The organism is Lentzea sp. NBC_00516, from assembly GCF_036346835.1.
GTDB lineage: Bacteria > Actinomycetota > Actinomycetes > Mycobacteriales > Pseudonocardiaceae > Lentzea > Lentzea sokolovensis.
Genome location: NZ_CP107840.1, coordinates 2,392,930 through 2,406,277 on the forward strand (window position 1 = coordinate 2,392,930; position 13,348 = coordinate 2,406,277).

Here is a 13,348-nt window from a genome sequence, read left to right on the forward strand (position 1 = left end):
TCACCATCGCGGCGAGCAGCCACCCCCAGGCTCTGCGCATCCGTCGACGTCAACAACTCCGCTCGCTCGTGTCCGCGTTCACACCGGATGATGACCGGCAACACGCCGACGTCTGCTGGTGGACAAGGTGAACAGGATGGCGGTGCCGCTGGTGGCCTCTGTGTCGAGCCGCGCAATCTCAGTGTCGTGCCATCCACACCTTCGCACTCGACCTTGCCGAGCAACGACAACGCGCCCTTCGCGATCCACGTGGCCATCACAGTGGTTTGCCCGCGAGGAACAAGGGCATCCGGTGGACATGGGTGCAGATGACAAGCTGGATGCCAAGGGCGATCAGCTCAAGGGCAAGGTGAAGGAAGGCGTCGGCGACGCCACGGACGACCAGGGTCTGCAGGCCGAAGGCAAGACGGATCAGGCCAAGGGTCACTTGAAGGACGCTGCGGAGAACGTCAAGGACGTCTTCAAGAAAGACTGAGCGTCACACCGCCGAGTGCCCCCACATCCTTGATGTGGGGGCACTCGGCGTTTCCGGGCGGTCTGCCCGTGTCCTGAGCGGTGATGAGTCCGGGTGGGATCTGATCAGCCGCCTGCATCAGCCGCACGTGGTCCGTCTGATCAGGTCACTGGACGACATCAACCCGCTGTCCTGCAACGAAAGTCACCATTCGAGGTCGATCCGCCTCCGCCGGGACGTCTTGGACCGCTCGCCTTCACGCAGGTCAACCGATCCAGCACAGGTGTTGTGCCACGCACGGGCGGGTAGTCAAGTTCTGTGAGCATGTTGGTAGAGAGCAACGAAGCGGAGTTACGAGAAGTCCTCAACGGACTGACCTACCCGGCAGACAAGGTGCACGTCGTCAGCTGCGCCGGTGTGCACGACTTCGAGACTCCGGTCCGCCGTCGGCTGCACGAACTGCCAGAGCGGACCTACGCCTCATCGGACGAAGTGATGGCCGCGTTGAGCCCGCAGAAGGCCGAGGGCGCGGATGAGCATCGCGCGTGAGCACCACCGAAGGTCCTGCGTCGCCCACCTCGCGACCGTTCTGTGCGCCGCCACTGCAGCGCTTTTCCGACCGCGGCCGCGTCGTGCCGGATGCCGGTCATAGCGTTGGCCAGGTTGAACGACGTAGGGGGTGATCCGCGCTGTACGGATCACCCCGGGAACGCACCCGTCTGTACGCCAGGTCAGGAAGCGTCAGGGCGGTCCACGTCATCGCGCCACGCGCCGGTCTCGGTGCCGTTGCGCTTCTCGATGAACGTCTTGAAGCGATCGAGGTCGCCTTGGACGCGGCGGTCGAGGATGCCGAGCTTGTCGGCGACGTTCTCCACGAAGCCGTCCGGGTCGATGTCCATCTGCACCGTCACGCGAGTCTGGTGGTCGTCCAGGCGGTGCACGGTCACCACCCCGGCGTGGTCCGGTCCGCTGTCGGAGCGCCAGGCCACGCGCTGGTCGGGATGCTGTTCGGTGATGGTGGCTTCGAACTCACGGGTCACGCCGGCGATGCTCAGGGTCCAGTGGGTGTGGGTGTCGTCGAGCTGGACGATCCGCTCCACGCCCTCCATGAACCGCGGGAACTCGGCGAACTGGGTCCACTGGTTGTAGACGCTCGTGACGTCGGCCTCGACGTCCACGGACTTGGTGATCGTGCTCATGCCTGACTTCTCCCCTGCGCTGAGATGTGTTTGGAAGCGGCGGAGCGCGATCCAGGCCTCTTCGCCACGACTGCTCACGCCCTGGAACAGCAATACCCGGCAAAATCGACTCAGAAACGATCCAACTGTCGGCGAATCGCCCGCAGACCATGATCGATCTTCGAAGTCGACGGCCCCGCGAAGTACTGTCGTGAACACGCTCGGTGCGCTGGAGGTGGAATGGCCGAGGTCGGCGGTTCGTCGATTCGCTTGCGCGTCCTCGACGCCGTCACGGCTGGGGCGCTCAAGGAGCTCGACCTCGACAAGCTCCTGCAGGCACTGCTGGAAAACGTCCGCGAACTGCTGGCCGTCGACACCGCGACGGTGCTGCTGATGAATCGCGATGGTGGCCACCTGGTGGCGAAGGCGACCTCCGGCCTGGACGAGGAGGTCTTCCAGGGAGTGCGCGTGCCCGTGGGCAAGGGGTTCGCGGGCCGGGTGGCACAACTCCGGCAGGCAGTGCAGATCGGGCACGTCGACAAGTCCACAGTGGTCAACCCCCTGCTGTGGGAACACGGTCTGCAAACGCTGCTCGGCGTGCCGATGATCGCCGAAGGCGAGCTGACCGGGGTGCTCCACGTCGGCAGCACCGCGGCACGCCGGTTCACCGACGAGGAGATCGAGGCACTGCAACTCGTCGCCGATCGCCTCGCGGTCGCGGTCTACGTGGACCGGACACGTTCAGAACGCGCCGCGGCCACGCTGTTGCAGGAAAGCCTGCTGCCCACCCGCCTGCCGAGCACCGAGGGCTGGGAGTTCGCGGCACGCTACGTACCGGGCGCGGAGAGCGGTGTCGGCGGTGACTGGTACGACGTGTTCGAACTGCCCGGTGACCGCATCGGCGTGGTGATCGGCGACGTCGTCGGCAGCGGCCTGCCCGCCGCCGTCGTCATGGGCCGGCTCAGGAGCGCCTTGCGCGCCTACGCGCTGGACTACGCCGATCCAGCGGAGGTGCTGGGCAAACTCGACCGGAAAGCCAGTCACTTCGAACACGACACCATGGCGACCGTCGCGTACGCGGTCATCGACACGGCCAGCCACAACATGCGCATCGCCGTGGCCGGCCACCTGCCGCCGGTACTCGCGACGCCAGAAGGCGAAGCCCGGTTCGTCGACGTCCACGTCGACCCGCCCATCGGGTTCGACCTCGGCAGCACCGGTCGCCACGACACCGAGTTCGACGTGCCGCCCGGGACCCTGATCGTCCTCTACACGGACGGCCTCGTGGAACGCCGGGAGCACGATCTCGACACGGGCTTGGAGCGCCTGCGCGGCGCCGTCACCTCCACGGATCCCGAGACCGCGTGCATCACGATCATGGCCACGATGATCGGCGACCAGCCGGCGGCCGACGACACCGCATTGGTGGCGATTCGCCACAGCGAATGAAGACGTCGGTGAGATTCACTCTTCGGTGCAGGTGATCAGCTTCTGCACGCGCACGAACACCTGCTGGCGGCCAGGCCGCCGAGCACACCGAACGGCATGCCCAGCGGCCGGTGGTCCAGCTTGGTGACGTTCCTGTTCACCGCCCCCGCCGCAGCAGCTTCCACAGCAGCAGCACGCCCGCCGCCGCGCCGACCGCGACCAGCGCAGGGTGCTGGCGGGCCTGACGGATGCCCTGCTCGACGCGCTGCTGCACGGGCTCAGGCAGCGCCTCGACCGCCTGAACGGCAGCCACACCGACCTGCGTGGCCATGACACCGGCCTTCTCGCCGACCTGACCGGCGACGACGGTCGCCTTCTCGCTCAACTGGTCGGCGACGGCGCCGGCCTTCTGGCCGGCCTGGGTCGCCTTCTCGCTCAACTGAGCGGCCACGACGGTCGCCTTCTCGCGGGCCGCGCCATCTTGTTCCGCCTTCACGCCTGCCTTCTCGGCAGCGATACCGGCGGCGGCACCGGCTTCGTCGGTCGTCTGTCCCGCCTTGCTCACGGCGCTGCCCGCGGCATCGGCCGGCTTCCCAGCCGCCGGTTTCTTGGCCCGCGCGGCGGTCTGCTTCACCGTGTTCGCTCCCTCGTGCGCCTCGCCCTCGACCCGGCCGCGGACATTCTCCTTGTGCGCCAGCGTTTCCACGGTGTCACCGAGGCCCCGCCGCGTCTGTTCGACTTCGGCGCGCGGCTCGTCCGCGTTGACGGGGACGTTCTTGTTGCTCATCGGTACATCCTTTCGCTGACAGCGTCGATGTCATGCTCGATATTCGCGATGACCTCCTGCGGCATCTGCGGGATGCCGCGGTCGATCTGCTTGCAGAGCGAGTCGGTGGCGACGTGGTTGGTCGTCGTCTCCTCTCGACTTGATCCACCTCTACCCAGGAGCTCGGTCGTCTACTCCCCCGCTGCCAAATCCGCACGACAACGTCCGGCAGTTCACGCTTCCTGGGTGAACGATCGCGGTGGCCGCAACGAGTGCGATCCCTCGCGAAGGATCGTGAAAGCCGTGGGCAGAACGATGAACCGCAAGATGGCCCGCCGCGTGGCTCAGTTCTTGGCGGCGTCGTAACCGACGTGCAGCCAGTCAGAGGCGGCCACGGCGGACAGGGCGGTCGTGATCAGCCGGGTGGGTCTCGGCGCGAGCACCAGACCGGCGGTCAAAGCACCCGCGATCCACACGCCTGAGCAGAACGGGCAGGTCATCAGCTCCCCGACGGCGTGCCGCACCCCGTTGCCGCGCACCGTTTCCTGGACCTCGGCCACGCCTGCGGGCTTCTCGTAACGGGTGAACGGTGCGCGCAGCACGCTCGTGATCGACGACTTCGTCATGAGTCTGCTCGCCTTGTGGGTGGCCAGCGCCAGCAGGACCGTGTCACCGGCCGTGAACCGTTCCGGCAGCCGCGTTCCCCGGTGCCGGCCGACAGCCGTGGCGAGTCCCACCAGAACGCCGTAGGAACACAGTGACGCGAGGTATCCGAGCAGTGGGCGTTGTTCGTCCTCGGCATAGGCGGCTTGGACACGTCGGAAGGACTGGGCGATCGGCATGGCGGAGGTGTTACCGCCGCAGGCCTCCTCAAACCGGATGAGCGGTGTGTGCCCGGGTGCACCCCTTGATGACCACCGTGCCCATCGGGGCCTGGGCGTGTGCTTCGGTGCCGGTCGTCCTCTTGGGACTTGCTGACTACGAACGTCTTGAGCCGCGGCCACGGCGAGTAGACGTGGTGCACGCGATCGCCATCACCGCCGCCCTGGCCTGCTACACCGCGTCCTACGCCGCGCGGCGGCGAGGAGCTCACTCCAGGAAGCTGCTGAGTCTGGCGGGGCTGGCACGTTCTGGAGCTGGACCGCGATGCCGCCGACCTGGGCAATGTCCGCAGGTGGACACAATCCTCGTTGACCGGCCTGCACCAGGACGACCTCGTCGACGTTCTACTGGTCGTCACCGAGCGCGTCTCGAACGTCTACGACCACGCGCGGTTTCCAGCACGTCTGCGGCTGAGGAAGTCGGGTGAGCCTTGCGTCGTCAGGATTTCGGTCGAGGACGCCTCGGCGTCGGCGCCGGTGATGCGGCCGTCCTCGTCCGACTCGCCACGCGGGCGGGGCATGGCGATCGTGAACCAGACGCCGATCCCCGCCAGCGGGTCTGTGCTTCTGCTACCAGAGGATGATTCACAAGCGTCTGAAGGATGAGGTGTCATGGACCGGAATTAGCGAGACTGGAACCGTGCATCGTCATCTGCGTAAGGCCGACTGGTTGTGACCATTCCGCCCAGAGTCCTGGTGGGCAGGCGCTGGCTCGTGCTGGCGATCTTGTGCGCCAGTCTGCTGCTGGTGTCCGTGGACGCCACGGTGCTGCACATGGCCTTGCCCGCGCTGGCGGAGGACCTGCGGCCCACCGCCACCAGCCAACTGTGGATCATCGCGGTCTATTCGCTGGTCGCGGCGCCCCTGCTGCTCGCCTTCGGCACGTTGGGCGATCGGTACGGCCGGCGCCGGATTCTGGTGCTCGGATACGTCGTGTTCGGACTGGCCTCACTCGCCTGCGCGTGGGCGCCCAACGTCGCGGTGCTGATCGCCGCGCGGGCCCTGCTCGGTGTCGGCGGCGCGATGATCATGCCCGCCACTCTGTCGCTGTTGCGCCAGGCGTTTCCCGACCGTGCCGAACGCCAGACGGCCATCGGCATCTGGAGTGGAGTGGCCGGTTCGGGGGCGGTGCTCGGGCCGCTGCTCGGCGGCTTCCTGGTGGAGACGTTCTCCTGGCACGCCGCGTTCCTGATCAACGTGCCGGTGATGGTCGTGGCGATTCCGTTGACCTACTGGCTGATCCCGGAGTCCGCGGACCCGCCGGACGGGCCGTGGGACGGGCTCAGCGCCGTGCTGGCCGGGTTGGGCATCATCGGGATCGCCTTCGCGATCAAGCAGACCCCGCACGGCGGGACGATGTACGTGCTCGGCCCGGTCGCCGGGCTGCTCGGGTGCCTGTTGCTCGTGGCATTCGTCCGGCGGCAACGAAAACTGGCTGTTCCGCTGCTCGACGTGACGCTGTTCCGCGACCGCGCGTTCAGCGTGGCGGTCGGCAGCGTCCTGCTGGTCATGACCTCGTTGGTCGGCCTGGGTCTGCTGTTCGCCCAGTACCTCCAGCTCGTGCTCGCGCTGCAGCCCCTGCCCGCCGCGTTGCGACTGATGTTCGTCATGGTCTCGGCGATCATCGGCAGTCTCGTCGCCGGGCCGTTGTTGCAGCGGTTCGGGAACCGTCTGATGACGATCGCCGGGTTCGCGGTCAGCGCGGTGGCCCTGGTGGTCTGCGCCGCGGGTCTGACGGTGACCGAGAACCTGTGGTTGCTCGGACCGGTGCTGGCCGCGACCGGCTTCGGTGTCTCGATCTCGCTCACCGCCGCCTCCGACGCCCTGCTCGCCGCCGCACCGGCCGAGCAGGCGGGCGCGGCGGCCGCTGTGGAGGAGACCGCCTACGAGCTCGGCGCCGGGCTCGGTGTGACGGTTCTGGGCAGCGTGGCAACCTTGATCTACTCGGCCAGTCTTCCCGGCGAGGCGGCACGAGCTCGCGACGGCCTCACCGAGGCGACGGCCGCTGCCACCGGACTACCGCCCGAAGCGGGCTCTCACCTGCTCGAACTGGCCCGTGCCGCGTTCGTGACAGGCCTGCGAGCCGCGCTGGTGCTCGGCGTCGTCCTGTTCGTCCTCGCCACGATCGCCGCGGCACGTGCCCTGCCCAAAACGAAGGAATCACACAACGATGACCGAGCTTGACCTCAAGACCAGCACGACACATCCGGCCCAGCCGGGTGTCAGCGGCGGCTGGCGCACACCCGACCGCCTGTACCGGCTGATCAGCAGCCCGGTCCTGCGCATGATCCTCGGATGGGACCTGCCCCGGCACGACCTGCGCGTGATCAACCGCCGCCCCGGCACGGTCTGCCTGGAAGTCGGCAGCGGAGGCGGCTTCTACACCACGGCACTCAAAACCCACCTGGGCGGCGAGAACACCCTGATCGCCCTCGACCCGTCACCGTCGGCCATGCGATCACTGCAGCACCGGCTGGACGGCGTGCCCGGCGCACGAATGTCCTATGTGGCCGGTGACGGCTGCAAGCTTCCGCTGGCCGACGACCAGGCCGACACATTGTTCTACGGCTACAGCCTCGAAGAGATGCCCGACCCGCTGGCAGCCATTCGGGAAGCACACCGGGTACTTCGACCAGGCGGAGAACTCGTCCTGTTCCTCTGGCGCCCCGTGTTCACCCGGCAGCGCCGCCGCCCGGTCGTCGCACTTCTGGACGAACTCTTCGAACGCCATCGCGCCTCGGCCGGCCCGCAGAACATCCGCCTGACCTACCGAAAGCTCGCCGAGTGAGTGCGTCACCCGGCACCCACAGCGTCCTCAGCGGCTCGCGCGCAGCATGCGGATCGCGTGCAGCGCTGGGGACGGTTCACTCTCGAACGCCGCGGATCCGCCGAGGTAACCGCTGATCAGGTCGGGAGCGGAGTGGTCCTCGACATCGGTGAACCCGAGGGCTCGCAACTGTGCGGCGATGCCGTCGGGAGTGAAGTAGCTGAACAGGGGTTCACCGACGGCGGCCAGCCGATCGGCACGTGCGCGCTGGTAGGCACGTTCCGCGTCGGTGGTCGCGGACCGCAGGTAGTCGAAGACCACCTCGACCGGCTGAGCCTGACCGGCGATGTAGGCGAGGGTGGCGTGGGCGGCGTCGGGGGTCAGGTAGTAGACGACGCCCAGCCACACGAACACGGCCGGGTCCGTCCGGCTGAATCCGGCGGCTTCGAGTTCCGTTGCCAGCGTGTGGGTTTCGAAGTCGACCGGCACGAAGGTCAGCGTGTCAGGGCTGTCGATCCCGGTCGCGGCAAGGCGTTCTCTCTTCCACTCCTGGGTGGCGGGGTGGTCGACCTCGAAAACGTGCAGATCGCGGTGCGGATTGCGGTAGGCGAAGGTGTCCAGGCCCGCGCCCAGGATCACGACCTGCCGCACACCCTTGGCGACGGCCGCGGCCACGGCGTCCTCTGCGAAGCGAGCCCTGGAGGCGAAGACCAGGCGGCGGGGCCGGTCCGTCACGGCGCCGCCGAGGCGATCGGTCGCGGCCGTGCCCAGTCTCGGCAGTTCTTCGGCGGCATGGCCGAGCAGACGTGCCGCAAGGGGGTCGGTGAAGATCTGTGGCTGGTCGACGATCTGGTGGTAGGCACGGGCGTACGCGGTGACGAGCGCCGTCCGGCTGGGTCCGCCGTTCTCCATGTTCACGACGCTACTCACGAAGTCACCACCTCGATCCTGTGCCTCGACGAGGACCTACCAGCCCCAGCGCGATGCCGGCTGGTCCTGGTGGCGCGGTTGTCGTGGGGCCAGGTCGAGGAAGTGGAACGCAGGCAACGGGCCGGTGCAGATCGCTGTGACACCGTTCAGCGCGGCAACACCGTCTCGCACGGCCTCGACCTCGCCGAGCGGAACCAGGAACGCGCGGTGTTCCTCGGTGTGCACCGGCGGGTCGAGCAGTGCCACCGCGAGAGCGACGGCTGACACCGATGCGAGCATTCCGTCGGCCTGGTTCCGGCGCCAGGCCACGATCTGCCGCGCGATCCGTTCGCCCTGCGCGATGGTGGCGGTGAGATCGGCCCCGCCGCCGGCGAAGCCGCTCTCGTCGTGCACGGCGCGTAGTGCGGTGTCCTCGTCGAACACCAAGCGCACGTGCAACTCTGCCACACCGTCGAGCTGGTTCAGCCGGTCTCGCACCACCGGCACGGACAGCGCGTGCACGGCGGCACGGGCGGCGGTCTCGTCCACCGCGGTGGTGCCGATGCGCAGCGGCACCACCGGTCCGTCCGGTAGCAGCGCGCACAACCCGGCCAGGTCGTCGACGGCCTCCTGTTCGGTCAGCACGCGGCCATCGGGATGCTCGCTGACGACGACGGCGACGTCCTCCAGTTCGACGAGCCGGAACGACGAACCGTCCGGTAGCTGATGGGTCGCCCGTACGACGGCGTGCAGGTGCAGGCTCATGGGCGGGTCTGCTCCGCCGGTACCGGGGTGGCCACGGCAGGGGTGACCACAGCGGGGACCGCGGCGGCCAGCAGGCCGTAGGTGCCGCCGATGCCTTGGGCGACGGGCTGCGGTACGACCGCTCCGCGCCGGACCATCTCCAGGCGATGCATCGCTTCCAGGTACCGGATGTAGGTGTCGACGCTGGCGATCACGACCTTGATCTCGATGGCCAGGATCTCGATGCCGATCAACGAGACGCGCACCGACGCGTCGATCACGAGTCCCTTGTCCAGCAGTACGTTCAGCACGTCGGCCAGGCCGCCCGAGTTCTGCGTGGCGGGAGCGGTCACGATGATGTCCTCTCTTCGTGCAGCAGGCTCGCGATGTCGACGGGAAGCCGTACCGCGGAGGTGTCCGGTTCTCCGAGTGCTTCGCGCAGCGCCGCGAACTGGCGTTGCAGCGAGACCAGCGCCTGGCCGAGGTTCTCGACCTCCTCGTCGGTGAGGGTGCCGGCGTCCACCCGGCGCAGCGCTTGGCGTTCAAGCAGTTCACACACGATCTCCAGGACCGCCACGACGATCCGGCCGAGCCCTTTGCCCGCGTCCTGCGCACTCACCGGGCGCCGCCGAGGCCGATCAGCAGCAGTCGCAGGTCGAGCCGGATCAGCTCGACACCCGCCAGCGTGATGACCACGTCGCCGCGCACGACCGCACCCCGGTGCACTACGCGGTCGAGCAGGTCGACCAGGGTCGTGGTGCTGTGCTCAGGCATCGGCGAACTCCACTGTCGTGAACGAGTACGGAGGCCACGGCCCGGTGATCTCCGCCGACAGCCCCAGTTCCCCGGTCAGCCGGTGGACCTCCGCCTGGAAGTCGTCCTCGCTTCCGGTGTCGACCAGGTACGCCGCTTCGAGGAGCAGATCGCCCGCGAGGTCGCGGAAGGTGCTCTCGGCGGCTCGCAGGGCCAGTTCCTGATGCACAGCGGCGGCGTCGCGACGGGCGTTCTCGGCGGCGGCCAGCCGTGCACGCCGCTGCAACAGGTAGGCCGTTCCCGACACCCCGTCCAGGTTCACCGGCTCATGCCCGGCGCCGCGGACCCGCACGCCCCACTCCCGCCGTCCCTCCACCCGGTCCAGCCAGGCCAGCGCCTCCACGTAACGGGCGCTGAGCAGCCGTACGGCGGCATCGGCGCCGTCGAGGACGGTGCCGAACCGCAACGGCAACACCGGTTCGTGCCGGAACACGGTGCGCACCACGGCGTCGTGCTCGCGGACCAGCACGGCCAACGGGCTGTCCTCGTCGGGTTCGTCGCACTCGAGCCCGGTGAACCGGTCGAGGTCGACCTCGGCCACGACCAGCGCCAAGCCCCGATGGCTGATCAGCCAGGGCCCTTCCAGGTCGATCCGCCGGTCCCTGGTGATCGCGTAGGCGTACAGGCCGCGTCTCACGCCCGTTCCTCCCCCAGTGCCCGCTCCAACGCCGCGACCCGGTCGCGCAGGTCGGCGTTCGCCTGGGCCAACTCGTTCTTCCCGACGTCCGATTCCACCGCTTTCGGCGTGAAGAACGGATCGTTCGTCCACCAGTCCATTCCCATTTCACGCGCTGTCTGCGCGGATGCGATGAATAGCCGTACTCGCAGCGTGAGGAGCTCGATGTCCACCACGCACACAGCAATGTCGCCGACAATCACGACGCCTTTGTCGAGAACCCGTTCCAACGTGTCGGCGAGCGAACTGGATCCGTTGTTCACCTCTCGCAACCGTCCCGTCACATGTCCGTCGTTCCACGGGTGTAGCGCCTGAGCCGCTCGCAGGCGCACAGCTCACCGGCCGGGTCGACGTCGACCCGATAGGTGGCGATGATGCTGGTGGTGGCGGGGATGCGTTCGAGTTCGACGACGTCGATCAGCACCGACCAGCCGCCGTCCGGCAGCGCACGTATCCCCGAAACGGCTTCCGGCGCCCTGCCGATCAGAGCACCGAACTGCTCCGTCGCGGCGCGAATGGCGAATGCCGCACTCAATTTCTCAGGTTTGCCGGATGGATGAGTTTCGCTCGATTCTGCGCCCACTGGAAACATCTTAGGCATACGGGACCGAACGTTACCGGAGTCCACCGGCAGGAAGAATTGACACATTCACTCAGGCCGTCGAACGAGTCGAATACTGGTCCGGCTGCTCCAATGCCACAGTGCCGAAAGGCGCCTCACCCGCGTCCGTTGGAACGCGGCCGGGGCCGCCTTCGCGAGGAAGGCGGCCCCGGCTCTGTCGTCATGACGCCAGAGGTTTGTCCCCCTGCACGCCCCACGCGACGGTGAACTGGTTGCGCACGAACCACTGCCCGGTCGACGGGCGCCAGACCGCCAGGTCACCCACCCCGTCGCCGTTGTAGTCGCCGGGCACCGGCACGTCGCCCTGCTGACCCCACTGCGTCGAGCTGACGCCGCGCACGTGCCACTCGCCGGTCGACGGACGCCACACCGTCAGGTCGAACCCGCCGTTCCCGTTGTAGTCGCCCACCACGGGAATGTCACCGCTCTGTCCCCATTGGACGGCGACGACGACGCCGAACGCACCGATGTAGTGCCAGGTCCCGGTGGACGGACGCCACACCGCGGCCTGCGCCGCACCGTCGCCGTCGTAGTCGGCGGGCACCGGGATGTCACCCTGCTGGCCCCACTGCCGGGTGAACTGGTTGCGCACGAACCACTCGCCCGTCGACGGACGCCACACCGCGACGTCGGTGATCTCGTCGCCGTTGTAGTCACCCTGCACCGGGACGTCGCCCTGCTGCCCCCACGCGACGGTGAACTGGCCGTTCACGAACCACTGACCGGTGGACGGACGCCACACCGCCACGTCGGACACGCCGTCGCCGTTGTAGTCGCCCGGCACCGGGACGTCGCCCTGCTGGCCCCACTGCTGGGTGAACTGGTTGCGCACGAACCACTGACCCGTCGACGGACGCCACACGGTGGTGTCCGTGCGCTGGTCGTCGTTGTAGTCGCCGTCCGGCCCGCCGAAGGTGTAGCGGGAGTTGAGCAGCAGGTTCGGCGAGCCCGCGCCCGCGTTCACCACGACGTCCTTGGTGGACTCGACGAACGCCATCTCGAACCAGACGGTGGTCGGCGAGGCGTTCGCGTTGCGCTGCAGGTACAGCGCGGCGACACCGGCTGCGTGCGGCGCGGCCATCGACGTTCCGCTGAGCGACCTGGTGGCGGTGTCGCTGGTGTTCGACAGCGAGGTGATGTCGTCGCCGGGAGCGAAGACGTCCACACAGCTGCCGAAGTTGCTGCCGCCGCTGGACCAGTTCGTCGGTCTCACGTCGTTGCGGTCGGTGGCGCCGACGGTGATCGCGTTCGGCGCGCGGGCCGGCGAGGTCTGGCAGGCGTCGAGGTTCGAGTTGCCCGCCGCGACCGCGTACGTGATGCCCGCGGCGATCGAGGCTTCGACCGCCGCGTCCAGCGTCGCGCTGGCGCCGCCGCCGAGGCTCATGTTCGCCACGGCCGGGCGCACGGCGTTCTGGGTCACCCAGTCGACACCGCTGATGACACCCGTGGTGGTGCCCGAACCGAAGCAGTTGAGGACCTTCACCGCCACCAGCCGCACGGACTTCGCGACGCCGTGCGTGGTGCCGCCGATGGTGCCCGCCACGTGAGTCCCGTGGCCGTTGCAGTCGGTGTTGTTGTTGTCGCCAGTGGTGTTCGTGCCCCAACTCGCGCGACCGCCGAAGTCCGTGTGTGTCGTGCGGATGCCGGTGTCGATCACGTACGCGCGCACGTCGCGGGCACCGGAACCCGCGGAGACGTACTGGCCGTTGGACCTCCCGGTGATCTGGTCGAGCCGGTCGAGGCCCCACAACGCCGACGGCGTCGGCTGGGTCGCGTCCGCGGTGATCTCGGCGTCCTGTTCGACGTAGGCGACGCGCGGGTCCGCCGCGATCCGCCTGGCCGTGGTCTCGTCGGCCCCGAGCGCGAACCCCTTGAGCGCGTGCCGCCAGGTCTCCCGCACCTCACCGCCACCGTTCTTGGTGACGATGTCGGCCGCGTCCGCGTTCTCCTTGAGCACCACGACGTATCGGCCCGCGATGGTCTTCGCCCCCGCGCCCACGCGGATCTCGCCCTGTGCCGCAGTCGCGGGTGTGGCCAGCCCCGCGGAAGCGAGCGCCGCTATGACGAGGGTGAGCACCACCCGTCTTGATGAGTACGACAATTCCGTCCT

General features: G+C 68.2%; 18 protein-coding genes. 6 read left to right on the forward strand and 12 right to left on the reverse strand.

Going from position 1 to position 13,348, the window contains the following annotated elements:
* Positions 1-298: 298 nt before the first annotated feature.
* Together OG205_RS10880 and OG205_RS10885 are read left to right on the forward strand one after the other, a co-directional pair.
* On the forward strand, positions 299-475 hold the full coding sequence (locus OG205_RS10880) for a CsbD family protein (protein WP_330278142.1): 177 nt from the start codon (positions 299-301) through the stop codon (positions 473-475).
* A 303-nt stretch (positions 476-778) separates the two neighbouring features.
* Entirely contained in the window at positions 779-1,003 is a 225-nt protein-coding gene (locus OG205_RS10885; protein ID WP_330276075.1) for a DUF2795 domain-containing protein, read from the forward strand.
* A 182-nt stretch (positions 1,004-1,185) separates the two neighbouring features.
* Here the strand turns inward: OG205_RS10885 and OG205_RS10890 are convergent, their stop codons facing one another.
* The gene (locus tag OG205_RS10890; RefSeq protein WP_330276076.1) at positions 1,186-1,653 is read right to left on the reverse strand and encodes an SRPBCC family protein; all 468 of its coding nucleotides are present in this window, start codon (positions 1,651-1,653) and stop codon (positions 1,186-1,188) included.
* Between the two features lie 219 nt (positions 1,654-1,872).
* Here OG205_RS10890 and OG205_RS10895 point away from each other — a divergent pair, with 219 nt between their 5' ends.
* Positions 1,873-3,081: a PP2C family protein-serine/threonine phosphatase gene (locus OG205_RS10895; RefSeq protein WP_330276077.1), complete on the forward strand. Its 1,209-nt coding sequence runs from the start codon at positions 1,873-1,875 to the stop codon at positions 3,079-3,081.
* Between the two features lie 136 nt (positions 3,082-3,217).
* Here OG205_RS10895 and OG205_RS10900 read toward each other — a convergent pair whose 3' ends face one another.
* Both OG205_RS10900 and OG205_RS10905 read right to left on the reverse strand, forming a co-directional pair.
* Positions 3,218-3,847 carry a hypothetical protein gene (locus tag OG205_RS10900; RefSeq protein ID WP_330276078.1) on the reverse strand — a complete coding sequence of 210 codons (630 nt, stop codon included), beginning with the start codon at positions 3,845-3,847 and terminating at the stop codon, positions 3,218-3,220.
* A 323-nt stretch (positions 3,848-4,170) separates the two neighbouring features.
* The gene (locus OG205_RS10905; RefSeq protein ID WP_330276079.1) at positions 4,171-4,668 is read right to left on the reverse strand and encodes a DUF1360 domain-containing protein; all 498 of its coding nucleotides are present in this window, start codon (positions 4,666-4,668) and stop codon (positions 4,171-4,173) included.
* 348 nt (positions 4,669-5,016) lie between these two features.
* Here OG205_RS10905 and OG205_RS46765 point away from each other — a divergent pair, with 348 nt between their 5' ends.
* The 3 genes from OG205_RS46765 to OG205_RS10920 all read left to right on the forward strand — a co-directional run bounded on the left by OG205_RS46765 (position 5,017) and on the right by OG205_RS10920 (position 7,495).
* Positions 5,017-5,313 (forward strand): hypothetical protein, encoded by a 297-nt coding sequence (locus tag OG205_RS46765; protein WP_442916777.1) that lies wholly within the window; start codon positions 5,017-5,019, stop codon positions 5,311-5,313.
* Between the two features lie 90 nt (positions 5,314-5,403).
* On the forward strand, positions 5,404-6,891 hold the full coding sequence (locus OG205_RS10915; RefSeq protein ID WP_330276081.1) for an MFS transporter: 1,488 nt from the start codon (positions 5,404-5,406) through the stop codon (positions 6,889-6,891).
* Positions 6,878-7,495 carry a class I SAM-dependent methyltransferase gene (locus tag OG205_RS10920; RefSeq protein ID WP_330276082.1) on the forward strand — a complete coding sequence of 206 codons (618 nt, stop codon included), beginning with the start codon at positions 6,878-6,880 and terminating at the stop codon, positions 7,493-7,495. The genes OG205_RS10915 and OG205_RS10920 overlap by 14 nt, the downstream gene beginning before the upstream one ends.
* A gap of 27 nt (positions 7,496-7,522) precedes the next feature.
* Here the strand turns inward: OG205_RS10920 and OG205_RS10925 are convergent, their stop codons facing one another.
* The 9 genes from OG205_RS10925 to OG205_RS10965 all read right to left on the reverse strand — a co-directional run bounded on the left by OG205_RS10925 (position 7,523) and on the right by OG205_RS10965 (position 13,315).
* Positions 7,523-8,404: a class I SAM-dependent methyltransferase gene (locus OG205_RS10925; protein WP_330276083.1), complete on the reverse strand. Its 882-nt coding sequence runs from the start codon at positions 8,402-8,404 to the stop codon at positions 7,523-7,525.
* A gap of 36 nt (positions 8,405-8,440) precedes the next feature.
* Positions 8,441-9,148, reverse strand: a complete 708-nt coding sequence (locus tag OG205_RS10930) for a GvpL/GvpF family gas vesicle protein (RefSeq protein ID WP_330276084.1) — start codon at positions 9,146-9,148, stop codon at positions 8,441-8,443.
* Positions 9,145-9,480, reverse strand: a complete 336-nt coding sequence (gene gvpJ / locus OG205_RS10935; RefSeq protein WP_330276085.1) for a gas vesicle protein GvpJ — start codon at positions 9,478-9,480, stop codon at positions 9,145-9,147. Before gvpJ (OG205_RS10935) ends, OG205_RS10930 begins: the two co-directional genes overlap by 4 nt.
* Positions 9,477-9,746 (reverse strand): gas vesicle protein K, encoded by a 270-nt coding sequence (locus OG205_RS10940; RefSeq protein WP_330276086.1) that lies wholly within the window; start codon positions 9,744-9,746, stop codon positions 9,477-9,479. Before OG205_RS10940 ends, gvpJ (OG205_RS10935) begins: the two co-directional genes overlap by 4 nt.
* Complete coding sequence (gvpJ, locus tag OG205_RS10945; protein WP_319980723.1) at positions 9,743-9,901, reverse strand: gas vesicle protein GvpJ; 159 nt, start codon at positions 9,899-9,901, stop codon at positions 9,743-9,745. Before gvpJ (OG205_RS10945) ends, OG205_RS10940 begins: the two co-directional genes overlap by 4 nt.
* The gene (locus OG205_RS10950) at positions 9,894-10,577 is read right to left on the reverse strand and encodes a GvpL/GvpF family gas vesicle protein (RefSeq protein ID WP_330276087.1); all 684 of its coding nucleotides are present in this window, start codon (positions 10,575-10,577) and stop codon (positions 9,894-9,896) included. The genes gvpJ (OG205_RS10945) and OG205_RS10950 overlap by 8 nt, the downstream gene beginning before the upstream one ends.
* A complete protein-coding gene (locus OG205_RS10955; RefSeq protein WP_330276088.1) occupies positions 10,574-10,879 on the reverse strand; it encodes a gas vesicle protein in 306 nt (101 codons plus the stop codon). The genes OG205_RS10950 and OG205_RS10955 overlap by 4 nt, the downstream gene beginning before the upstream one ends.
* 17 nt (positions 10,880-10,896) lie before the next feature.
* Entirely contained in the window at positions 10,897-11,208 is a 312-nt protein-coding gene (locus tag OG205_RS10960; RefSeq protein WP_442916778.1) for a gas vesicle protein GvpO, read from the reverse strand.
* A 190-nt stretch (positions 11,209-11,398) separates the two neighbouring features.
* On the reverse strand, positions 11,399-13,315 hold the full coding sequence (locus OG205_RS10965; protein WP_330276090.1) for a S8 family serine peptidase: 1,917 nt from the start codon (positions 13,313-13,315) through the stop codon (positions 11,399-11,401).
* Positions 13,316-13,348 lie beyond the last annotated feature (33 nt).

Bases quoted from the DNA above. Each gene is read 5' to 3' on its own strand.
- OG205_RS10880 (WP_330278142.1), top strand. From the start codon at position 299: ATGGGTGCAGATGACAAGCTGGATGCCAAGGGCGATCAGCTCAAGGGC.
- OG205_RS10885 (WP_330276075.1), top strand. From the start codon at position 779: ATGTTGGTAGAGAGCAACGAAGCGGAGTTACGAGAAGTCCTCAACGGA.
- OG205_RS10890 (WP_330276076.1), bottom strand. From the start codon at position 1,653: ATGAGCACGATCACCAAGTCCGTGGACGTCGAGGCCGACGTCACGAGC.
- OG205_RS10895 (WP_330276077.1), top strand. From the start codon at position 1,873: ATGGCCGAGGTCGGCGGTTCGTCGATTCGCTTGCGCGTCCTCGACGCC.
- OG205_RS10900 (WP_330276078.1), bottom strand. From the start codon at position 3,847: ATGAGCAACAAGAACGTCCCCGTCAACGCGGACGAGCCGCGCGCCGAA.
- OG205_RS10905 (WP_330276079.1), bottom strand. From the start codon at position 4,668: ATGCCGATCGCCCAGTCCTTCCGACGTGTCCAAGCCGCCTATGCCGAG.
- OG205_RS10920 (WP_330276082.1), top strand. From the start codon at position 6,878: ATGACCGAGCTTGACCTCAAGACCAGCACGACACATCCGGCCCAGCCG.
- OG205_RS10930 (WP_330276084.1), bottom strand. From the start codon at position 9,148: ATGAGCCTGCACCTGCACGCCGTCGTACGGGCGACCCATCAGCTACCG.
- gvpJ (WP_319980723.1), bottom strand. From the start codon at position 9,901: ATGCCTGAGCACAGCACCACGACCCTGGTCGACCTGCTCGACCGCGTA.
- OG205_RS10960 (WP_442916778.1), bottom strand. From the start codon at position 11,208: ATGTTTCCAGTGGGCGCAGAATCGAGCGAAACTCATCCATCCGGCAAA.